16 protein-coding genes are annotated in these 22,036 nt (G+C 52.4%); 2 read left to right on the forward strand and 14 right to left on the reverse strand.

The window, feature by feature from the left end:
* Positions 1–125: 125 nt before the first annotated feature.
* The 10 genes from VK70_RS02370 to VK70_RS02415 all read right to left on the reverse strand — a co-directional run bounded on the left by VK70_RS02370 (position 126) and on the right by VK70_RS02415 (position 13,027).
* Positions 126–2,060 (reverse strand): FtsX-like permease family protein, encoded by a 1,935-nt coding sequence (locus VK70_RS02370; protein ID WP_025695821.1) that lies wholly within the window; start codon positions 2,058–2,060, stop codon positions 126–128.
* A complete protein-coding gene (locus VK70_RS02375; RefSeq protein ID WP_025695820.1) occupies positions 2,035–2,805 on the reverse strand; it encodes an ABC transporter ATP-binding protein in 771 nt (256 codons plus the stop codon). The genes VK70_RS02370 and VK70_RS02375 overlap by 26 nt, the downstream gene beginning before the upstream one ends.
* Positions 2,806–2,985: 180 nt before the next feature.
* Positions 2,986–3,975 carry a sensor histidine kinase gene (locus VK70_RS02380; RefSeq protein WP_025695819.1) on the reverse strand — a complete coding sequence of 330 codons (990 nt, stop codon included), beginning with the start codon at positions 3,973–3,975 and terminating at the stop codon, positions 2,986–2,988.
* Positions 3,972–4,667, reverse strand: coding sequence for a response regulator transcription factor (locus VK70_RS02385; protein WP_025695818.1), 696 nt, complete (start codon positions 4,665–4,667; stop codon positions 3,972–3,974). The genes VK70_RS02380 and VK70_RS02385 overlap by 4 nt, the downstream gene beginning before the upstream one ends.
* Positions 4,668–4,724: 57 nt before the next feature.
* A complete protein-coding gene (locus VK70_RS02390; protein ID WP_025695817.1) occupies positions 4,725–5,828 on the reverse strand; it encodes a GerAB/ArcD/ProY family transporter in 1,104 nt (367 codons plus the stop codon).
* Between the two features lie 36 nt (positions 5,829–5,864).
* Positions 5,865–7,124, reverse strand: coding sequence for a Ger(x)C family spore germination protein (locus VK70_RS02395; protein ID WP_025695816.1), 1,260 nt, complete (start codon positions 7,122–7,124; stop codon positions 5,865–5,867).
* Positions 7,125–7,157: 33 nt separating this feature from the next.
* Positions 7,158–8,756, reverse strand: a complete 1,599-nt coding sequence (locus VK70_RS02400; RefSeq protein ID WP_025695815.1) for a spore germination protein — start codon at positions 8,754–8,756, stop codon at positions 7,158–7,160.
* Between the two features lie 143 nt (positions 8,757–8,899).
* A complete protein-coding gene (locus tag VK70_RS02405; protein WP_025695814.1) occupies positions 8,900–10,066 on the reverse strand; it encodes a phosphodiester glycosidase family protein in 1,167 nt (388 codons plus the stop codon).
* Positions 10,067–10,329: 263 nt separating this feature from the next.
* Positions 10,330–11,070 carry a glycerophosphodiester phosphodiesterase gene (locus tag VK70_RS02410; RefSeq protein WP_025695813.1) on the reverse strand — a complete coding sequence of 247 codons (741 nt, stop codon included), beginning with the start codon at positions 11,068–11,070 and terminating at the stop codon, positions 10,330–10,332.
* A 268-nt stretch (positions 11,071–11,338) separates the two neighbouring features.
* Positions 11,339–13,027 (reverse strand): glycoside hydrolase family 13 protein, encoded by a 1,689-nt coding sequence (locus VK70_RS02415; RefSeq protein WP_025695812.1) that lies wholly within the window; start codon positions 13,025–13,027, stop codon positions 11,339–11,341.
* A gap of 314 nt (positions 13,028–13,341) precedes the next feature.
* Here VK70_RS02415 and VK70_RS02420 point away from each other — a divergent pair, with 314 nt between their 5' ends.
* Positions 13,342–16,302, forward strand: a complete 2,961-nt coding sequence (locus VK70_RS02420) for a glycoside hydrolase family 66 protein (RefSeq protein ID WP_046722751.1) — start codon at positions 13,342–13,344, stop codon at positions 16,300–16,302.
* A gap of 112 nt (positions 16,303–16,414) precedes the next feature.
* Here the strand turns inward: VK70_RS02420 and VK70_RS02425 are convergent, their stop codons facing one another.
* The 4 genes from VK70_RS02425 to VK70_RS02440 form a co-directional block, all read right to left on the reverse strand.
* A complete protein-coding gene (locus VK70_RS02425) occupies positions 16,415–17,233 on the reverse strand; it encodes a carbohydrate ABC transporter permease (RefSeq protein WP_025689229.1) in 819 nt (272 codons plus the stop codon).
* Positions 17,233–18,099 carry a carbohydrate ABC transporter permease gene (locus tag VK70_RS02430; protein WP_025699106.1) on the reverse strand — a complete coding sequence of 289 codons (867 nt, stop codon included), beginning with the start codon at positions 18,097–18,099 and terminating at the stop codon, positions 17,233–17,235. Before VK70_RS02430 ends, VK70_RS02425 begins: the two co-directional genes overlap by 1 nt.
* Before the next feature lie 66 nt (positions 18,100–18,165).
* A complete protein-coding gene (locus tag VK70_RS02435; RefSeq protein ID WP_025699103.1) occupies positions 18,166–19,416 on the reverse strand; it encodes an ABC transporter substrate-binding protein in 1,251 nt (416 codons plus the stop codon).
* A 155-nt stretch (positions 19,417–19,571) separates the two neighbouring features.
* Positions 19,572–20,576 carry a LacI family DNA-binding transcriptional regulator gene (locus tag VK70_RS02440; protein ID WP_025699101.1) on the reverse strand — a complete coding sequence of 335 codons (1,005 nt, stop codon included), beginning with the start codon at positions 20,574–20,576 and terminating at the stop codon, positions 19,572–19,574.
* Positions 20,577–20,823: 247 nt separating this feature from the next.
* Here VK70_RS02440 and VK70_RS02445 point away from each other — a divergent pair, with 247 nt between their 5' ends.
* The gene (locus VK70_RS02445) at positions 20,824–21,792 is read left to right on the forward strand and encodes a LacI family DNA-binding transcriptional regulator (protein WP_025699099.1); all 969 of its coding nucleotides are present in this window, start codon (positions 20,824–20,826) and stop codon (positions 21,790–21,792) included.
* Positions 21,793–22,036 lie beyond the last annotated feature (244 nt).

A 22,036-nucleotide genomic window follows, 5' to 3' on the forward strand; every position in this document is an offset into this window, starting at 1 on the left:
CCATGATATTAGTATACGCGAACAAATTTGTCCCAGCAACAAAAAAGTTTCCCTAGGGAAACTTAAATTTTAACAAAATCCCCCGCGATAAAGAAAAGCTTCTTCTGCGCGGGGGTATTGAGTTTCTAAACCATTGTTCTCTTCAGACTGTGAACATAACGTGATCTTACAACGGCGAAATACAGCGTCTGCACTGCCAGGAAAGCACCGATGGTAATCAGGACCGGAACCGTGATTTCATAGACCTGAATCTGGTTCAGCACGGGCCGGATGACAACCAAGGTCTGAACCCAGGCCACCAGAATCGGGATGTAAAAGAGCAGCGCAATCTGCTTGGTTGCCGAGCCCGACATCTCGCCGGGACTGAGTCCGATCTTAGACAGCGCACGGTACATTCTTTGGTCGGCGGCAAGCTCGGAGTGCAGGCGGAAGTAGAGAAAGCTCGCCGACGAGACGGAGAAGGTCAGGGCGATAAAGATGCCGATAAAGCCGAGCATTGACGCTCCCTGTTTCGTCGTTATATATTGGGAAGCCCTAGAGCTGAGATAGCTGCCCTCAGGGCCGGATTGCTGGTTACGTTCTCTGAATGTATCCGCCAGTTCGGTGGAGAGAAGCACGCTGCGGCTGCCGGCCTCGGGAAGCTGTCCGTCCCACGCGGGCACTTTATACAAGGTCATTGTAAATGCAGAGCCTTTGGCTGCCAGTTCGTTATACATATCGTCCGGTACGACCAGCAGAGGAGCAGTATATTGTCCGAAGGGCGGAGCTGGCAGCTTCAGCGTCTTTTTCACAGTAAAGGTCTGGTCCGGATAATCCAGCAGCTTTACGAGGTTATCCTTGGCATAATCTTTAATGCTGAAATCGTTCGAATGGATCAGCAGAATCTCGCTGCCGGACAGCCCGGCTTCGGCTTTCCTGCCCATCTGCGGCGCCAACTCGTTGTAGCGGTTCAGGGACAGGATATTGAAAGGAACGAATTTGCCTTTAGCCAGGATGGAACCGTTCAGCAATTCAACTTTATTTTCCGTGAACTTTAATCCTTCCGCCTGAAGGCGGTCGCGGATTAATTGCGTGTCTTTCTCTGCGGCTGCGGCAGACAAATGGGAAGTAGTATAGACGAAGGCAAACGGACTATTCAAATACACTTCCTTGTTCGCATTGTTTATCGAGAGCAGAAAGCTCGAAGCCATGCAGGCAAGCGACGTCACCACGGTCACAAGGAACAGCATGCGGGCATTGTCCTTCAGCTTGTAAGCCATCTCCGAAATCCAGAGCAGGTTGGTCCCGCGCCACAGCCGTCTGCGGCTGAGCTTAAGCAGGCGGACCGCAAGTACCGACAACTGGGTGTAGAAAAAGTAAGTGCCGGCAATGCCCGTTATCGCAGCAATCAGCAGCCATTTGGGAGCCAGCGTCTGGCGTATGGCCCAGTAGCCTGCGGCAAGCAGCGCAATGCATAGCACGGACAGCAGCAGAGAGGCCTTGGGTTCCTTTTTCGGCTTGCTTGTGCCTTTCAGCAGTTCCAGCACCCGGTTCTTCCGGATAAACAGCAGGGTGAACGCCGAGATGACGATGAACAGGGCAAGGAACGCAGCAGCGGTTACCAGGATTGCTTTTACCGGCCAATAAAACGGGAGATCGTTGATACCGATCATCTTGGTGCTAAGCAGCAGGAACATCTTGGACAGCAGCAGACCGCCTGCCATACCCGTCAGGATGGAAAACAGCCCGATCAGCATATTTTCCATGAAGATGAGCTTATTGATCTGTCCCGGCCGCGCCCCCAGAATGGTCAGGATGCCGAACTCGAGATTGCGGGATTTCAGAAAAGCGCTTATGGAGTACAGCACGAAGAAGAAGGCGAAGACGAACACGATGTAAGAGGCGATCTTCATGCCTGCGGCGGAGTTCTTCCCGAGCTCAATCGAGGTCACGTCCGGATGGAACATGAATACGGCGTAAGCGAAGAAGACCATGACCATAAAGGCGCTGCTTAGGAAAAAAGCGATATAAGACCGGGCGTTCCGGCGGATGTTGTTAAACGCGAACTGAGGAAAGCTCATGAGTGTTCCCTCCCCAGAACGACAGCGTGTCGATAATTTTTTGGAAAAAAGCCTGGCGGCTCTCGCCCCGGCGGATCTCCGCCGCGAGTTTGCCGTCCTTGATAAAAATAATCCGGCTGCAGTAGCTGGCGGCGAGCGGATCATGCGTAACAAGCATCAGCGTGGCTCCCGTACTGCGGTTGATGTTCTCCAGCGATTCCATCACAAGCCGCGAGGCATTGGAATCCAGGGAACCCGTCGGCTCATCGGCCAGGATCAGGGAAGGCGAGGAGATGATCGCCCGTGCAATCGCCGTCCGCTGGCGCTGCCCGCCGGAGATTTCGTAGATTCGCTTGTCCAGAATATCCGTGATTCCAAGACGTTCCGCAGCCTGCTTCAGCAGCGTCTTCATCTCGGAAAGTCTGCGCTTGTCCAGTGTCAGCGGAAGCACGATATTCTCGTCGACGGTGAGCGTTTCGAGCAGATTGAAATCCTGGAAGACGAAGCCGAGCTGCCTGCGGCGGAACAGGGCCAGCTCCTTTTTGTTCATGAGAAAAGGGTTGCTGCCGTTGATCTTTACTTCGCCCGAGCTGGGCCTGTCAATCGTGGAGACCATGTTGAGCAGTGTCGTTTTGCCGCTGCCCGACGGGCCCATAATGCCGACGAATTCTCCGCTCTCGATGCCGAGATGGATATCGGTAAGGGCGCGGGTGCTGATTTTGCCCGGATAGACTTTGCTGAGGGCGGTGACTTCCAATACATTCATGAGAGAACCTTCCTTTCCAGGGTTGGGGCGTTTGCATGATGCCCGCAGAGTATCCTGTTACACTCCCAATGTACCGTACAGCGCCCGCTGGCTGCCATGGATTTACCTTACGGTTTCCTTACAGTCCGCTTAAGGTTATGTTCGTATCCGCCGGAATCCCTGAATCCAAAAATCCCCGAATCAAAAAATCCCCGAATCAAAAATTAGCCGGACCGACGTGCCCTCGCCGGGCTGCGAGGAAAGCTCCACCCGGTGTCCGAGCCGCTTGCATATTTCGCGGACAAGATAAAGGCCCATGCCGGTCGATTCGCGGTACTCCCGGCCGCGTTCGCCCGTGAAATAAGGATTAAAGACCCGCTTCAGGTCTTCAGGGGTGATCCCGATGCCTTCGTCGCGAATTTCGAGAATGACCTCGCGTCCTTGGCTATAAGCGGCTACGGTGACAGTCTTTCCGGAGCCGCCCGAATAATTCACCGCGTTGGTCAGAATCTGGGCCAGCATAAACCGCAGCCATTTGGCGTCGGTATATACCTGAAGCTCCTCGCCAATCCGGATCTCCGCCTTCACACCCCGGCGGATGAAGAGCCGCCGGTTCTCGGCAACCGTCTCGCTGACCGCCTTCCGCAGCGAGACAGGCATGATGCTGAAATCATCCTCGAACCGGTCCAGCCGGGAAGTATACAGCACCATTTCCAGTCCTTTGCGCAGCCGGTCAACTTCCTCCCGGATGCTGTCCGCCGCCGCATCGTCCAATTCCTCGGCGGTCAACTGAATAATGGACAGGGGGGTCTTCATTTGATGAACCCAGCGGTTCATGAACGTGATATGGCTGTCCACGCGGCGAGCCTCCTCGCCCAATTGATCCCGGTACTCCCGCCCGTAGATTTCCAGAAGCTTATCGACGGCTTCCGGAAGGGGTGCGTCTCCGAGCGGCTCGGAGGCGCTGTCCAAGAAGGCTTCCGGATCGTTAAGCTTTATGTATAGTTTTCGATGACGCAGGTAGCGGAATCCGAGGTATACAGCGAGCACCGCTGCGCTGAGCGCCGTGCCGTACAGCACGATGGATAGAGGGCGCCCTTCGCCCGTGAGCCAGTACAGGAGCGGGACAAGCAGCATCTGGACGGCGTAGAACAGCAGCAGCGGAAGCTGCACCCTCAGGAACAGCTTCATGGCGCTCCGGCAATGTTCAGCCGGTACCCCGCTCCCCTGACCGTTTCCACAGCATTGTCCGCGTTCAGTTCCTTGAGCTTTTTACGCACTCTCGTTATGTAGACATTCAGTGTGTTGTCATCAATAAAATGCTGGTCTTCCCACATGAGGTCCAGCAGACGCTCGCGGCTGACGACGCGGCCTTCCTTCAGCATCAGGGCTTCCAGCAGGACAGATTCTTTCTGAGTCAGTTCCGCTGTCAGCTCTCCATGCTGAATGGCAAAGCGTTCTGGATAGAGAGTCAGCGGGCCCGAGCGCACGGTCCGTTCTTCCGGCTGCTGCGCGTAAGAGCCGTAGACCCGGCGCAGCTGGCTGCGGATCTTGGCGAGAACGACCTCATAATGAAACGGCTTCGTGATGTAGTCGTCCGCTCCGTTCTCCAGCGCCATCACCTGATCCATTCCGCTGTCTCTGGCGGAGATGAACAGGATCGGGCAGAGCGACCGGCTGCGGATCTGGCGACACCAATAATATCCGTCATATTTCGGGAGATTGACATCCAAGAGCACGAGATCCGCTCCGCTATCCAGAAAGGCATCCAGCACCGAGCTGAAATCTTCCACAATAACTGTGAGGAAGCCGTATTTCGACAGGTAGGTCTGCAGCAATCCGGCAAGCTTGGCATCATCCTCTACGATCAAAATCGTTTCCATGACATTCTCCTTCAGGCGATATGATAGCGGCTTACGTACCGCTTATATCATATCTCATCAATCCGGAGGATTGAAGCCTTTACGTCCGCGCAGCGCTAGCGCCAGCGCCAGAACCAGCGGGATAGCGACCTGAAAGATGACATCGATCTTTAAGGAAGGCCCAAGGCCGATGGCAATATGCTGCGTATAATCTCTCTCGATGAAGGACGCCGCATAGATAACCGCTCCAACGACAATCGCCCATGTCTTTTCGGATTTGTTCGTCAGGAGCGAAGCCATTCTCACCGAGCAATAGAAGAATATGAGCATTTTGATCAAAAGCCCGATAAATATCATAAATGTGACCAGGATATCCAGCCGTTCGATAAACTTCAAACCGGACAGCGTTCGGACCGCTTTAAGCAAAGGAATGACGGAGCTGTGTGTCAAGTCCGGGCCAAGAACGGCTATATTTACTGCCTCCATGAATATCAGAAACAGACTGACTCCGATATAAGCCCAAATCGTTTGTTTTACGGGAACGCCGGGTCGGTTCCAACGTGACCACAGAAGCAGAAAGACCAGGATTTGACCAAACGGAAAAGAGACGATATCAGGCAGCGCCGCATTCAGAATAGGCCGAAGCCCGTTCTCCGCTACAGGCATCAGCCGCCCGAAATCGGCGTTTTTCATCAGCAGAAACATACCGATCAGGATAAAGTAAAAGAGCATCAAGCCCGGAAGCAGAATCTCCGGCAGCCGAAAGATCGTCTCCGCACCTTTCCAGATCGCATAGCCTCCAATCAGCAAAAACATGAGCATCGTGATGGATATGGGGGTCGATGGCAGAAGGGTTATCGCGGTCAGCTCTCCAAAATCCCGAAGGTTCCGCATGGACTCATAGGCAAAATAGCAGCAGTATATTGCACTGATTGAGCCGCCGGCGATGCGTCCGAAGCCGAAACGGAGCATTCCGGTCAATTCCATTTCCGGCAGGCGCCGCTGAATCCACAGGAAGAGGAGAAGGAGAGCGAACCCGGCCGCGGCTCCAACGCTCATCGCCAGCCAGGCATCCTGCTTGGCCTTACTCCCGAGCACAAACATTGGGGTACTGCCGATTTCAAACAAAATGACCATAAACGTCATTTCCAGGCTCGTGGCATGCTTGTTTAACTGTGACAAGGATCTAACCCCCTGACCATCTGATAAGCGCTCCCCTCAATTCTTATTCACTGAATTAAAGGAGTTGCTATTAAAGCCAATCCGTTTGATTTTCACCTTAACATGAGGCCGGATTTGAATGTTTTGAAATACGGTATCCCAATTATGCTCCTGTTTGATCCGCTGCCATTGCTTGGGGTGATGGCGATGGATGGATACGGCAAAACCGGTTACATCGGCATTCAATTTTTTGACCGAACGCCAGGAGGCTTCCATGATTTCACTGATATTTCGCTCAATGTAGCGCTCCAGTTGGCGGATGGTGGCCTCATTTTCCAGCTTGAGACTGCTCCCTACTTCTGTCATTGTACCGTCTGCTTTAATATCGATATCCATAACGTAATGATCGTTCTCCCAAATGGGACGGACAGTGGTGGATGAATGCAGCAGTGAAATCGAGGCATCGTCTTTGTCGCTCTTTTCGGGCTTTGAGGGAAAAGAGATGTTCGACATTTTGACCTTGTCCGTGATGAAGGATAATCCGTACGCTTCGGCCTGTGACAGCCATCCGACGAAACGGTCTCCTTTCAGAACGGCCAATCGGCCAAATGCGATCCGGGATGGAAGATCGGTCTGGGCGATGTCACTCGTTCGATCCATTACCTTATTGCCGGAGAGCTTAATTTCCGGAACTGCCGCGCTAGCCGATTCAGAGCACAATTGTCTGGCCAGCTCAACCATCTGTATTCCGGGGTAATAGGAAGTCAATCTTGCCTCCTGTTCGATCATGAGCTGAATGCCGGCGCTCTGATTTCTGTTGAGCTGCATCAACTGGCTAAGTATAAGTCCCGCCTCTTCTTCGGTAATGAACACGTACACCGTTTGGCGGGCATCGGGTTTGCGCAGGAACATATCGATCAGTTGGCCAATTCCTCTTTTTGCGAGTGCCTCTCCCAGCACCGTGATTCGGTTCTGAGAGAAGAATAACTGACGCGTGCTGGTCAGATTAGTGCGTTCGACGGCCTGCATCAGTGTATTCCCCTTGGCCGAATAGATCAAAAAGGGAGGCGAACTTGTATTCCCGCCGCTGCTGCCTCCCGTGTTGTTCGAACCGGATGAGGGGTTGATAATCTGGTAGGTAGTGTGCCACTCATTATCCTTCCAGTCGTATGCGGAACCCGATACGATGCCAAGCTCGTTCAGCTCTCTGTCATCCCAGCAGCCGCTGATCAGGAGCGACAGGAGGGAGACGACGAGCAGGAACCGCCGCCCTGCTTGATGATGAATGTTATCGCCTGTTTGTGTGTTCTCCCTCATGCATTACACTCCTTTCTATGACATCCGGCCTCTTCAAGAATTCTTACTCCCCTGCCCTTCGAATGGGCTGCCGGATGTTTGCGGCTCTTTTGAAGGCAAGTTCTGCCTTGGCGCTTCTTGGCTTCCGTATGTGCTTGGCCGCATCTTCATGTTCCGCAGCGGCGCACGGATAACAATATCTTTCAGATAACCCGGATTCATCGGAGCAATAGGAGATAAGTACGGAACTCCGAACGATTGCAGGCTGGCCATATGGATAAGAAGCACCATCAAAAAGGACATGATTCCGAGCAGACCCAAGGAACCGGCAAACAGCATCATCATGAAGCGGATGAGCCGGATGGAGTTGGCGATCGCCATCGACGGAATGACAAAATTTGCAATCGCCGTAAAGGATACGACAATAACCATGGCGGCGGATACAAGTCCAGCCTGAACGGCGGCCTGGCCCAGCACGAGTGCGCCTACGATGGAGACTGCGGGTCCGATGGCTCGCGGCATACGTACCCCGGCTTCGCGCAGAACGTCGAATGTCAGCTCCATGAGCAGCGCTTCAATAAACGCCGGAAAGGGTACGCCCTCCCGCTGGGCGGCCAAGCTGATCAGCAGCGTGGTCGGCAGCATCTCCTGATGGAAGGTCGTGATGGCGATATACAGCGCAGGCAGAAGCATGGACACGAAGAAGGCGGAATAACGAATTAGACGCAGAAATGAAGAAATGTCAAACCGCTGGTAATAATCCTCGCTGGATTGAAAAAAGCTGAAGAACGTAGAAGGAGCCAGGAGGGCAAAAGGTGTTCCGTCAATAATGATGCCGACCTGCCCTTCCAGAATGCCGCCCGCCATAGCATCGGGACGTTCTGTACTCATTATGGTCGGAAAAGGAGTCAGGCCGCCGTCCTGAATCAGCTCCTCGATGTAATTGCTCTCCAGAATGCTGTCCGTGTCAATGGCATCCAGCCGTTTACGAATCTCGGCAAGCACCTGCTCGCTTGCGATGCCCTGGAGATAGACAAGAGCGACCCCCGTCTGGGTGCGTCTTCCGATTTTATATTGTTCGACACGAAGATCGGCGGTTTTCAGTCTCCGGCGCAGCATGGAGGTGCATGTCCGCAGGCTCTCGGTGAAACCTTCTTTGGGACCGCGGATCACTCCTTGCGAGGTCGGTTCATTGACGCTCCGCTTCTCCCAGAAGGAAATGCCGGCGGCCAGCGCGATCTTGGAGCCGTCGAGCAGGATAATCGCATTTCCTTCAAACAGCATACCGAGCAGGGTTTCCACCGTCGTACACTCTTGGAGTCCGCCCACTGGCAGAATCTGCTCCTTGATCAGCAGAAAAGCTTGTTCCGGCCGCTGTTCCTTTAATAGCGGATGATCCGTCAGAGGCTGGATCACGGCTTGGGAAACCAAGTCCGAATTTACCAGTCCGTCAATATAAATGAAACTCATAGCGGGAGAATCAGAGGACGGATTGGATAATGAACGGAACACGACATCGGCGCTGTGCCCGATGAGCCGCTTGATTTCCGCTAGATTGGCATCCAGAGAGGACTCCAGCGGATGGAAGGGAAGCGCGCTGTTATGAACCGGTTTGAAATCGGATTTACGGTTTGACAGAAACTTCAGCTTCATGAATGCTCCCTCCAAGGCACAGCTTTTGACTATGATGCTGTATTATTCCCGGGAATCTATTCCTTATTCTGACGAACAAGCGCCCTTCATCCTGCTGCGGCAGGATAGAAGGGCGCTTGCCTGTTCAAATCCGATGCTTGCGATTATTGGGTTTTGATGACGATCGCATTGCTGATCAGCCGTCCGGGAGTGGTCAGATAGCCGCCGTTAAAATAAAGACCGCTTGAAGCGCCGCCATCCAGATTCATGGCCTGCCAGGCGCCCGCCTGTTTCATAATTTGGGCCATTTGAGGGATCGTAGCACCCCCGGAGGTCACCAGCAGCAGCTTGTGATCGCGTGTAAGGCCCAGCGCGCTGCGCGCACCGCCGCCTGTTAAAATTTTGGGATCGCGGAAGCCTTCAGCCGTAACATTAAGCGATACTTTTCCATCCGTTACCAGCCGGGGACCGGCCTGCAGCCCGCCTTCAAATTCGCCTGCCTGAAAGCGGGGCATGAAATTTCCGCCCGGAACCAGCTCGGCCAAGTGATTGCTGTCGTAGGCGAATACCGCGCGGCGGTCGCCGGGGCTGTTCTTCAGCAGCTTGCCGCCGGCGGCGATATAACCGTAGGGGGCTTTATAGCTCCCTGACGTATAAGCGTTGAAGAACGTGCCGTTAATGGCGGCGATGGCTTGGCTGCGCTTCGCCATGCTTCGGAGCTCTTCAACCTTGCCCACGCTTCCGCCCGCAAGCACGACATCCAGCCGGACTTTCGGATGGAGTAGCGAGACGGTTACGATCTGCACGGTGAAGGACTTGCCGCCTACTTTGAACGTTCGGCGTGAAGACGCCGCGGCGGATGATTCCGGTCCGATCAAGGCCCCGGTCAATACAGGCAGCCGGAAGGATTTGCCCTGCGCATCCGTAAATCTAACCGAAGCGGTCTCCTTGTCCCACTGAAGCTTGAGCTTAAGCGCATTGCTCACAGCAGCGAGCGGCACATAGACGGTTCCGCTGTCGCTGAAGGGGAGTGCGGCGAGATGGACCGGGTTCTCATTTACATAAGCCCCGTTTTGGCCTGCGAACAAGGTCAGGGATACATTCCCTTGCGCAATATCAATCCGTTTCAGGGAAGCGTCCCAGGATGCGCTCGTGCCGCTCAGTTCATTTAGAACACGAAGCGGGATGAACGAGCTGCCGTTCTTGTCAACAAGGACGATATCTTTGGGTGAAGCAGCAGCCGAATGCGCTGCGGGGAGGGGAATCATGCAGGATGCGGCCATAACTAGAATGAGGAGTAGCAGGAAAGCCGGTTTGTTTGTTGCTGTCATTGAAATTGAATTCTCCTTTGTCGTCTGCGGCGGTACGCCTTGGCGGAAGCCGCGTGTTTTAAGTTTGCGTTAAACAGATAGGCCTTTAATTATCATCGGATTCTTGGCTGGAAATGTTCAGCACGGCTGCTTGTTAGGAGAATTGCGGCTGCGAGTTGATGTGGCGGGGATTGATAAGGTAGAGATTGATACGGAATGAGAGATTTGCCATTTAAAACGGAAAATCCGGTCCGCCTGCGGTGGGAGGACCGGATTTTTTATATTTACAGGCCTTTGCGAGCCAGCAGCTCTGCGAGCACATCGGGTACATCCGTAATAATGCCGGCAACGCCCGCATCAATCAGGAATTCCATCCGCTGCGGATCGTTCACCGTAAACGGATGGTAGACGACGCCGCTCTGCGCCGCGTCCCGCACGAACTCCGGCAGCACCGCCAAATGATACGCATGCAGCGCCTTTGCCCCCACGGTGGCGGCATATTCCCAGGGGCGGTACAGGCCCTCCATGTAGAGAATGCCGGTCTCCAAATCCGGGGCCAGCTTCTTTATGTAAGCGAGTGAATAATGATTGAAGCTGGAGATGACAACCCGGCTGCTCATGCCGTAATCTCTGACGGCGGCGATTACTTTTTCCTCCATCCCGGGATAGAGAAAAACTCCGTTCTTAAGCTCAATATTGAGGATCGTGTCCCGTTCTTGCAGCAGCTCGAGCAGTTCCTCCAGCCGGGGGATTTTCTCGCCTGTGAAGCTGCCGTCTCCGAACCAGGCGCCTGCGTCTAGCGCCCGCAGTTCTTCCAGCGTCTTGTCCTTCACATAGCCGCTGCCGTTCGTTGTGCGGCTGAGCTCCTCGTCGTGAATAAGGACAAGCTCACCGTCCCGGGTCATTTGCACATCAGTCTCAATACCCGTTGCTCCAAGCGTAAGGCTGCGGCGGAAAGCTGCCATTGTATTTTCCGGGCATACCGCCGAAGCGCCCCGGTGCGCGAAATTCAATATTTTAGCCACGTCTCCATACCTCCGTCTTCGTTAGTCCTGCTTAATAGATATTCCACATCCATGCCGTAAACCCTATGAGTATAGCTCTATATTGATTCCGGAGAATTAACGGGGAGTAAAGATTTCCATTACGCTGCCAGATGGGGAAACGGCTGAAAGGGCGGACTCGAAAGCGGATTAAACAAGAGCGGGAAGGCCGGGGATTGAACAATAAGCGGGGCTCTCCCACGGTCATTTGATAACTTATAGCGGGACAGCCCCATGTCTATGGTTAGGCTTACACCGTAAATTTATATACTCTGGCTTCGTAAGGGCGAAGCCCCAGGCTGCGGAGATCCGTGTCTTTTTCCGCTTCGTAGTTGCTGATGAGCAGTTCAGCTCCGTGAGTTTCAATCTCCTCTGGAATCCCGAAGCTTGCGGGCTCGCCGAAGAAATTCAGAACTATGAGCAGTCTTTCGCTGCCGAGCGAGCGCAGATAAGCAAATACCTGCTCATTCTCCTCGGCCACAATCGTATAATCCCCATACACGATAATGTCATGCTGCTTGCGCAGCTCAATGAGCCGCTTGTAATAATGGAAGATGGAGTCCGGATCGGCCAAGGCGTTCTCCACATTGATTTCCGTATAGTTCGGATTAACCGCCAGCCAAGGCGTGCCCGTGGTGAATCCGGCCTGCGGTTCGCTGCTCCACTGCATCGGCGTGCGGCCGTTGTCGCGGCCCTTGATGTAAACCGAGTTCATGATGGCTTCTTCCGTATGTCCCGCTGCCAGATATTCCTCATGCATATTGATAATTTCAATATCCTTGTAGTCGCTGATCGAAGCGAATTTTACGTTCGTCATCCCGATTTCTTCACCCTGATAAATATAGGGCGTTCCCTGAAGCGTATGCAGCAAGGTCGCCAGCATTTTACCCGACTCTTTATGGTAAACCGTGTCGTTGCCAAATCTGGAGAGCATCCGCGGCTGATCGTGATTGTTCAAATACAGACTGTTCCATCCCTTGCCATTAAGGTGAATCTGCCATTTGGAGATAATATCTTTAATATTGCTTAGGCTCCAGGGCTTACAATCCCATTTGCCGCCGGGGCCCGAATCAACGTCCATCAGCTCGAAATGGAATACCATACTCAGCTCGCCCCGGTCTTCACCTACATATAAAGCCGCGTCCTCCGGTGTAACTTGAACCGCTTCACCGACAGTCAGAATGTCGTACTTGGACAAGACTTCACGGTTCATTTCCTGCAAATACTCGTGTACGCGCGGACCGTTGACGAAATATTTGCCGCCGAAGCGGAAGGAGCGGCCCTCCCCGGCTTCTTCCGATACGCTGGGCAGTCCGGGCACTTTGGAGATCAGATTGATGACATCCATCCGGAAACCGTCGATGCCTTTATCCAGCCACCAGGTCATCATGTCGTACACTTCCCGGCGCACCTTCTCATTCTCCCAGTTCAGATCAGGCTGCTTCGTGGAGAACAGATGCAGGAAGTATTCGTCTGTCCCTTCGTCGTATTTCCAAGCCGAGCCGCTGAAAAAGGAACCCCAGTCATTCGGTTCATGACCGTCTGTGTCCGGACGCCAAATATAGTAGTCGCGATACGGATTATCCTTCGATTTGCGGGATTCCGCGAACCAGGCATGCTCATCGGAGGAGTGGTTTACGACGAGATCCATAATCAGCTTCATGCCCCGGTCATGGAGGCCCTGGAGGAGAACTTCCCAATCGGCAATCGTACCGAATTCATCCATAATGTCCTGATAATTGCTGATATCGTATCCGTTGTCGTCGTTAGGCGATTTGTACACCGGGCAGAGCCATACGACATTCACGCCGAGCGTCTTCAGATAATCCAGCTTGGAGATGATTCCCTGCAGGTCGCCGATCCCGTCGCCGTTGCTGTCTTTAAAGCTGCGGGGATATATTTGATAGACTACGCTTTCTTTCCACCATTTTCGTTCCATTATCATTCTCCTTTTCCTGAAGGTGGTAAACGTTTACGTTAAACGGTTCAAAAATAAATCCAAAACTCCCGCACATCATTAAACGCTTGCATAGAAGGGTGAAAAGGTGTCGCTCAAGCAAAGTAAACGCTTACTTAAATAGTAAGCCTCATGACTATTTTTGTCAATCCCAAAGATCTGGAGTAGGCAGTTTGGATGAATAACGAGGAAGAACAAAATAGGATTAGAGATTCATTTACAAAAGAAGGAAAAACACTATATTCTGAGTGAATGTTTGTTTTACACAGTTAAACTACGGATGAGGGAGATGGCTTGTGAGAACGAAAAAGGCAATAGCGTATTTCTGTATGCTGCTTATGCTGGCCCAGACCGGTACAATCGGCTATGGCTGGGCCGGGACGGCTTCGGCTGCCGCAGCGGCAGCGGACACTCCGCCGGAACATAGAATCACGAAGATGGTTCCTTCCAAGGCCCGGTTTGCTCCGGGTGAATCCGCCGAACTTCTTCTGACGCTGGATCAATCCGCCGACTGGAGCGGCAAGCTTCATCTGCAAATCTATCAGTTGAACAATCTGGTGGCCGAAGGCGTAAAGGATTTGACCGTGCAGAAGGACGGAAGCGCCGGGCTGAAAGTGGATTGGACTCCGCCAACCGCAGATTTTAAAGGCTATATGGCCAAGGCTTGGATCGAGGGAGCGGCGGCTGATGATTATGTAACCGCAGCGGTAGACGTTTCCAGTGATTGGACCCATTTTCCGAGATACGGCTATGTGGCCGATTTTCCGAAGGAAACGGCAGAGGAGAGCGATGCGAAACTCCAAGAGCTTTCCCAGGAGTATTATCTTAACGCCTACCAGTTCTATGACTGGATGTGGCGGCATGACGTATCCGTATACTCGAAGACCGACAAGAACGGAAAGCCGCTGCTTGATGCGAACGGCCGCTTCATTACAGCACCGGTCGATGAGAATTCGAGCTATACCGATCTGCTCGGGCGGCTCTTGTATCCGCTGACCGTCAAGCAATCCGTGTCGGCCGCTCAGAAATACGGTTCCGCAGCAATGGCCTACGAAATGAACTATGCCGCGCGCGAGAATTATCAGGACTTCGGCGTCAAGCCGGAGTGGGGGCTGTATAACAAGACAGCGACCGAATCCAGAACGCCGCAAAAGGATCAGGTCGGCTTTAATTTCGACGGAGTAAAGCCGCATCCGACGGCGCTTTATCTGCAGGACCCCGGCAATCCGCAGTGGCAGTCTTATATTACACAGCAATATGTCCGGGCCATCAACGATTACGGCTTTGACGGTATTCATTTGGACCAGTGGGGCACAAACGACAATGATTATTTGCTCGGCCACGACGGAACCAAGCGTTACTACGCGAAGGATTTTGATAAAATCATCAATGCCACCAAAGACGCTATTAAGGCGAACAATGCGAACAAAAGCCACGTGACCTTCAATATGGTCGGAGGCAATAAAGGCTACAGCGCGGTGCCAAATCCAAATACGAAGACCGACTTCGATTATAGCGAAATCTGGCAGGATCAGGACAAGTACAAGGATCTTCAGCAGGTTGTGAATGAGACCCGCGAAGCCGACGGCGGCAAGGCGATGGTTATCGCGGGCTATATGAATTACAAGCAGGCGGCCGGCGTTCAATATAACGGTTCCGAGGCGAAAGCAGTGCCACCTTTGGTCCTGGATAAAGATACAATATTGGACTTCGGGCATTTGAATGACACTGTATCATTCGATGTGGACGTACCGCAATCTGGGGAAACGTCCTTGATCTACACGTATTCCAATGGAGGAACGGGAACTAGCCGGGCCGTGTATATTGACGGAACAAGAGCCGCTGATTTGAACGGAGAGCCTGCCCGAATCTATTTTTCCCCAACGGATAACAGCAGCTCCTACAGCCAGGACGGGTATTTTATCGTTCCGCATCTTAATGCAGGGAAGCACAGGGTGACGCTTAAAATGGACGAGGAGAGCGGGAACGGCAGCGTCAACATCAGAGGTCTGACGTTAGGCTACTTCAATGAACCGTCACTGCGCCTGATGGACGCCGGACTCGCGGCTCTGGGAGCTACGCATATCGAGATCGGCACCGCCGAGAATTTCGAGGAAGGCCCAAATATGCTGGCCCATGAATACTATCCGAACCGAAGCAAGAAGCTGCTGGAGTCCACGAAGGAAACCATGAAGGAGTATTACAAGTTCAGCGCCGCTTATGAGAATCTGCTGTTTGACAGCAAGGCGGATCTTACCGCATCGGTTGAAGTGGAAGCTGGCGGCGGCAGGCTTGCAACCAGCAGCAGCGGAGCTCAGGATACCATCTGGACCACCGTACGGAAGAATCGCTCGAACGCCGGGTTTGAACGCTACGATGTGCTGCACCTTATCAATCTGCTGAACAATGATGATAACTGGAGAAACGCCGCCAATGAGCCGGTTCTGCAGAATAACCTTAAAGTGACCTATGATATTGGAATATCGAAAGAGGCTGCGCCGAATCTAAAAGTATATGCTGCCAGCCCGGATACCCATCATGGCATGCCGGAGGAACTGCGGTACACATGGAATGGGACCCGTCTCACGATTGATCTCCCATCATTAAAATATTGGACCATGATATATATCGACAAAGCGGACAGCGCGGGCGATACGGCGAGCGCAGGTCCAAGCCATTTGAGCAGTTTTGCCATGCTCGCTAACGACAAGTCCTATTTCGATGTCGCTCCCAGCCACTGGGCTTACCAAGCGATCACTTCCTTAACGGCGAAGCATGTGATTAACGGAATGACGGATACCACTTTTGTTCCGTCGGCCAAGGTTACACGCGCCCAGTTCGCCGCGCTGCTGGCTAGAGCGCTCCATTTGCAGAGTACGGGCCAAGCCCCATTCCAAGATGTAAAGGCGGGGGCCTGGTATTCATCCGGCGTTGCCGCAGCTTATGAAGCCGGCATCATTGCCGGACGCGGCGCCGGTAAGTTCGCGCCAAACGCAGCCATTACGCGGCAGGAAATGGCGGTCATGCTGGCCAAAGCACTCGAGCGGGCGGACGGAGGCGGTGCAGCGAGCGGCCGGGAGCTGACCTTCCGGGATCGCGGGCATATTGCGGCATGGGCGCTCCCGGCTGTACAATCGGTCATCGGTACCGGACTCATGGCCGGTCAGGCGGACGGCCGCTTTGCTCCGGCACAGACGGCTACCCGGGCGGAAGCGGCCCAGGCTATCGCCAATCTGTTGAACAAGACTGCCAACTGAAGCGATTGAGGCAGATGGTCAACAATCAGCACAAAGCCCTCCCGGGTAGTGACGGGAGGGCTATTGTTATGCTTGAACGTCCATTCCATGAACGATCCGCAGCGTATTTGCTTTACTTGATTGCACCCTGCGTAATCCCGCTGATGATCCATTTTTGCGCGGACAGGTAAACGACGACCATCGGCAGCAGCGCCAGCAGGTAGGAGGCGAAAGCCAGATTGAAGTCGGTGCTGAACTGCCCCTGGAACACGTACTGCACAAGCGGCAGCGTGTATTGGCTTGGATCGGCCAGCAGAATGAGCGGGAGCAGGAAATCGTTCCAGGTCGACAAGCTGGACAGTATAATGATCGTTGCGCTGATCGGACCAAGCAGCGGAAAAATAATCTTCCAGAAGGTTCCCCAGGTCGATGTGCCGTCCACCGTGGCGGCTTCTTCCAGTTCAAGCGGGATGGAACGGATATATCCGACATAGACGAACACGTTGAACGGGAGACCATATACGATGTACAGGAGAATGAGACCGGGAATATTGTTCATGCCGAGATCGGTTGTTACCTTGACCACAGGCAGCATGATGATCTGAAACGGAATGAACATGGCGCTGACGAAATACAGATACAGGAGCTTGAAGAATCTCCGGTTCATATTTCTTGCTATGGCATAGGAGACGAGCGAGTTGGTCAGCAGGATAAATCCAACCGAAACTATGGTGATGACTGCGCTGTTCTGAAGAGCATGGAAGAAATCGGTCGCTTTAATGGCGTTGCTGAAATTCTCAAAATGCAGTCCGGTCGGCAGTGAGAAAATAGACTGTGCCATTTCTTCGGGATTCTTGAGCGCGATGCCGACCGTCATGTACAGCGGGAACAGAATCAGGATCGAACCGAGCGCAATGAGGGCGGTCGCCAGCCAGTTGGTATTTTTTCTCATTACAGGTCCATCTCCCGTCTTTGTAGAACTTTAATCTGGAACAGCGAAATCGCCACGATCACGATAAAATAGATGACGGCGTTCGCGGATTGATACGCAAATTCCCCGCCAGTAAATCCCCCGGTATAAATCAGGTGGGCGATCGACTGTGTGGAGCGTCCCGGTCCGCCTCCGGTCAAAGCGACGATCTGGTCGAAGATCATGAGTCCGCCCTTCATGGCCAGAACCATGTTGATGGTGAAGAAGGAAGCAAGCATCGGGAAGGTAATGCTCCAGAACTCTCTCCATTTGCTGGCTCCATCCAGACTGGAGGCTTCATACAGATCTGCGGGAATCGTCTGTAGGCCGGCAAGATAGAGGATGGTGTTATAAGCGATGCCCTGCCAGACGCCGACGATAACGATACCTACCCATGCCCAGTCGGGGTTGCCGAGAATATTTTGCGACAGGAAATCGCTTCCAAGCTTTGCGCCCCATATCGTAAAGGCATTGGAGAACAGGTAGTTAAAAATATAGCCGACAATCAGGACGCCAAGGACATTCGGCAGAAAGTACACACTGCGGAAGAAATTTTTGGCTTTAATCTTGGCATTCAGTCCCAGCGCGATCAGGAGACTGATGACATTGATAAGAAGGGTAGCCGCAATGGCGTATTTAAAGGTGAAGAAGTAGGCGTTGTACACGTTCTCATCTTTGAACACATTGATGAAGTTCTTCAAGCCGACAAAGCTATATCCGTCGCTGAATCCGTCCCAGTTGGTAAAGGAGTAAAAAATACCTTGAAGAGCGGGGAAGGTATGAAAAGCAAAAAACAGGAACAGCGCGGGTATGGTCATCAAATAATATGCGATCCGGCGTTTAGCCATTGTTCCGTCCTCCTCAAAAAAGTGCCGGAGAGAGAAGAGGCCTTCTCCTCCAGCAGTCTTAAGCTTTTATTTACGGTTAGCAACCTTATCCCATTCCGTATCCAGCTTGCTTGTAAACGCGTCGATATCTTTCTTTTGCAGGAATTCTTGCAGAAGCGTATCGATCTTCATGGCAGCCGGAATGTAGTGGTCCGAGAAGTCGACCAGATTGCCTTGAGTAAAGGCCTCTTTCAAGCCTTCCACGCTCTTGTCCTCCTGGGTTACACCGGTAACTGTAGGGAACGCCTTTTGCTCGGTGATGTACTGGGTGACATTTTCCGGCTGCAGCATGAACTCGATGAATTTTTTCGCTTCCGCTGGATGTTTGGACGTTTTGGAAACGGCCAGCAGCGTATCTACACCGGAAACAAGCTTGTTCTTGGCCGGATCATTAGTTGCGGGAAACACGAATACGCCCAGATCGATCGAAGGGTTGGCTTTTTGAATTTCAGGAATCGCCCATACGCCCTGCAGGTACATAGCTGCCTCGCCCTTGGCGAAGGCCACGTTGCCGTCATTGTAGGTTTTGCCGAAAATATCCTTCTGCGCATACTCGGTCAATTGAAGCTGCTTCTGTACGACTTCATTAACGGTCCCCGCAAATTTGGCGGAGCCGGCTTGGCGCTGGCCATAGAAGTCGATGCCTACGATGCTGCTGCTCAGCGCATTGAACGCCGGCAGGGTCGTCCAGGAATCCTTAAGCGTCATATAAAAAGCGTTCTTGCCGGCAGCTTTGAATTTCTCGGCAACCGCGATGAGCTCATCCCAGGTCTTGGGAACCTCTACGCCCGCCTCGGCGAACATGGCCTTATTGTAGATAACACCGTTGGCATTGGCGGCGAACGGAACGCCGTTCAATTGATTGTTGCCGGTATAGTTCTTCAGCATGTCGGCATAGGCCGGCTGAATATTTTTGACGACGGGATCACTGGAGAGGTCCTCGAACACGCCGCCGGTCGCCAGGCTCTTGAATGTGTCCGTTGCGCCCAGACCGACGACATCCGGAATGTCTTTTTTCGCGGCGCGTGTTTTGAGTACAGTTTCTGCGTCAGGCGGATTAACCTGCGTAACGACGATATTGGGATTGGCTTCATTGAACTTGGCGACCAGCTTATCGAAGGAGGTTTTCGCTTCCGCTTTGTTCTGGAAAAATTCAATTTTGACTTTGCCCGAGGAGCTGCCGCCGTTTGCGCTGTTGTCCGAGGAACTGTTGCCGCAGGCCCCCAGCAGCGACATAGCGAGCATACCTGCAAGTACGGTTGTTATTCCTTTTTTCATGTCAAATCCCCCTAAACTGAAATTTTATAGTACAGTGCAGTGACGTAAACGTTTAACTTACTAACCTGCGCAATTCCGGCTTCTAATGTCATAATCCACGGAAAGCAAACGTTTGCATATTCAGTTAAACGTTTACGTTGTATTCATAAAAAGACTCAGGTAAGCATTCTTACCGTCTGTCTTTCTATAATCGAATGAGAGACTATGGTTCCCGGCAGCGTTTCGCCCGTTTCAATACTGCGGATCAGCGTTTCGGAAGCGATTTTGCCCATCTCTTGAAGCGGTTGGCTAACCGTTGTCAACGGAGGAACTACCATATTGGACAGTTGAACTCCGTCAAATCCAATGACCGAAACATCATCGGGAACTCGGACTCCGAGTTTATAAGCGGCCGACAGCACGCCGATTGCCATTTCGTCACTGGCCGCAAACACGGCCGTTACATCGGGAGCGTTGCGCATTAGCGTCTCAAACTGAATGCATCCGCTTTCAAATCTGAAATCGCCGTAAACGAGATATCGGCTGTCAAAAGGAATTTGGTGCTTCTCAAGCGCTCTTATATATCCGTCCACCCGAGGAGCTCCAGCTAATACATCCTCTTTTCCACCGCTGATCATTGCGATTTTACGATGCCCTTTGCTGATGAGGTACTCTACCGCGTCGCAGGCGGCCAAGCAGTCATCGATCTTCACGTAAGGAACCGTGGCATAATTGGATTCGGAAGAGACGAGGACGACCGGGATATTCATCGCTTGGATTGCCTCATAATACTCCTCCTTTAACACACTGCTGGAGAAGATGATTCCGTCAACCTGCTTTTCCCGTAAAAGCTGCAGATACTTCATGGTGCGTTTGCCGTCATCGTCGGTGTTGCAGACCACAATGCTGTAATTGCGTCCATGGGCGTAATCTTCAACTCCCTGCAAAATATCCGAGGAGAAGGTGCTTGATACATTCGGAAATAATACTCCGATCGTATGCGTACGCTTATTGATTAAGCCGCGCGCGATCGCGTTGGGCTGATAGCCCAGCTCTTGAATGACCTCATTAACCTTCTGCTTCGTTTTGTCGGAATATCCGCCCAAATTGTTCAGTACCCGGGAGACCGTAGCGATGGAAACGTTCGCCTTCTTGGCTACATCTTTAATTGTAGGATTCATGCGTTTCCCCCCAATACGGCTGACAGCTATTGTTAAGCGCTTTCTATTAAATTCAATAACTTGTAACAAGATAACGTAAACGCTTAACCAAAATATAAACCTGAATTGCCGACCTGTCAATAAAATCGAAAAAAATTTCATGAGGATACTTAATGAAAAAATATAAGAACGCTTAAATTCGATATTGAAACGTTTCCAATTTAGTGTTATGATAGCGCTATCAAAGATGTTTTAGCGGAGGAAGCTTATGGCCAGTATTAAAGATGTCGCCATTTTGGCAGGTGTCGCCGTCGGTACGGTCTCCAGAGTCATTAACAATGCCCCGGCGGTAAAACCGGCAACCCGGGACAAAGTCATGGCGGCGATCAAGCAATTGAATTATGTGCCGGATGAGGTCGCGCGGAATTTTAAGATGCAGAAGTCCAAGATGGTCGCCCTGATGCTGCCGAGTATTTGGAATCCGTTCTTTTCCGAGCTTGCCTATTATATTGAAGATGAACTTGACCGGAACGGGTTCAAGCTGATGCTGTGCAACAGCGGGGGCAAGCCCGAGAAAGAGCTGTACTACTTCGATATGCTCAAGCAGAACAAGGTGGCGGGAATCGTCGGGATTACCTACAACGATATCGAGAACATCGTAAGCACGGATATCCCGATCATCAGCATCGACCGGCATTTCAACAAGCAGATTACCTGCGTAACCTCGGACAATTTCGAAGGCGGGCGAATCGCGCTCAGGGAGCTTGTAAAAGCCGGTTCGAAGAAACCCGCGTTTCTGGGCAATGTGCCCTCGATGTACAGTGAAACGCTGCGGCGCAAGGACGGTTTCGTGCATGAAGCGCAGGCCCTTGGTATTCCCTTCGCCGTGTATGAAGAACCCGACTCGCATAAGGATGAGGACCAATATTACAGCACCTTCCTGCAGCGGCATCCGGACATCGACGGCGTATTCGCCATCACGGATATGACCGCAGCCAGATATATCGAGAAAGCCAAAGAGGCTGGCATTCGCGTGCCTGAGGATGTAAAGGTCATCGGCTACGACGGCATCCAGGATCATCCCTTTTTCCATCCTCTGCTTTCCACGATCCGTCAACCGGTGGAGGAGATGGCGAGAACAGCCGTAAGGCTGCTGCTTAAGAAAGTCGAAGGGAAAAGCTTGGACCGTGAAGTCTTCCGTATCCCTGTAACCTATAGGGCGGGAGAGACGACCTGATATTCGCAAGCTCATGTCGCAAGCTCATGTCGCAAGCTGAACTGCGGCTATATTTCGATGAGGAACGGACGCCTGAACAGCGATGCTCATGTCGCTAAGCTTCGAGAGCATATGCTCAAACAGGGCGGATAGACGTTTCTTCTTGCATAAATTGGAAACGTTTCAACAAAACATGACGGCATATGATCCAACCCATAGATGTGTTAGTAGCTGAGAAGAAGATCGTGTCCCGTAAGAGTAATGT

This window comes from Paenibacillus durus ATCC 35681, from assembly GCF_000993825.1.
GTDB classification, from domain to species: Bacteria; Bacillota; Bacilli; order Paenibacillales; family Paenibacillaceae; genus Paenibacillus_AQ; species Paenibacillus_AQ durus_B.

What these genes read in the sequence shown, in the direction of transcription:
- VK70_RS02370 (WP_025695821.1), bottom strand. Translation starts at nt 2,060, where the DNA reads ATGAGCTTTCCTCAGTTCGCGTTTAACAACATCCGCCGGAACGCCCGG.
- VK70_RS02375 (WP_025695820.1), bottom strand. Translation starts at nt 2,805, where the DNA reads ATGAATGTATTGGAAGTCACCGCCCTCAGCAAAGTCTATCCGGGCAAA.
- VK70_RS02380 (WP_025695819.1), bottom strand. Translation starts at nt 3,975, where the DNA reads ATGAAGCTGTTCCTGAGGGTGCAGCTTCCGCTGCTGCTGTTCTACGCC.
- VK70_RS02385 (WP_025695818.1), bottom strand. Translation starts at nt 4,667, where the DNA reads ATGGAAACGATTTTGATCGTAGAGGATGATGCCAAGCTTGCCGGATTG.
- VK70_RS02395 (WP_025695816.1), bottom strand. Translation starts at nt 7,124, where the DNA reads ATGAGGGAGAACACACAAACAGGCGATAACATTCATCATCAAGCAGGG.
- VK70_RS02400 (WP_025695815.1), bottom strand. Translation starts at nt 8,756, where the DNA reads ATGAAGCTGAAGTTTCTGTCAAACCGTAAATCCGATTTCAAACCGGTT.
- VK70_RS02405 (WP_025695814.1), bottom strand. Translation starts at nt 10,066, where the DNA reads ATGACAGCAACAAACAAACCGGCTTTCCTGCTACTCCTCATTCTAGTT.
- VK70_RS02415 (WP_025695812.1), bottom strand. Translation starts at nt 13,027, where the DNA reads ATGGAACGAAAATGGTGGAAAGAAAGCGTAGTCTATCAAATATATCCC.
- VK70_RS02425 (WP_025689229.1), bottom strand. Translation starts at nt 17,233, where the DNA reads ATGAGAAAAAATACCAACTGGCTGGCGACCGCCCTCATTGCGCTCGGT.
- VK70_RS02430 (WP_025699106.1), bottom strand. Translation starts at nt 18,099, where the DNA reads ATGGCTAAACGCCGGATCGCATATTATTTGATGACCATACCCGCGCTG.
- VK70_RS02435 (WP_025699103.1), bottom strand. Translation starts at nt 19,416, where the DNA reads ATGAAAAAAGGAATAACAACCGTACTTGCAGGTATGCTCGCTATGTCG.
- VK70_RS02440 (WP_025699101.1), bottom strand. Translation starts at nt 20,576, where the DNA reads ATGAATCCTACAATTAAAGATGTAGCCAAGAAGGCGAACGTTTCCATC.
- VK70_RS02445 (WP_025699099.1), top strand. Translation starts at nt 20,824, where the DNA reads ATGGCCAGTATTAAAGATGTCGCCATTTTGGCAGGTGTCGCCGTCGGT.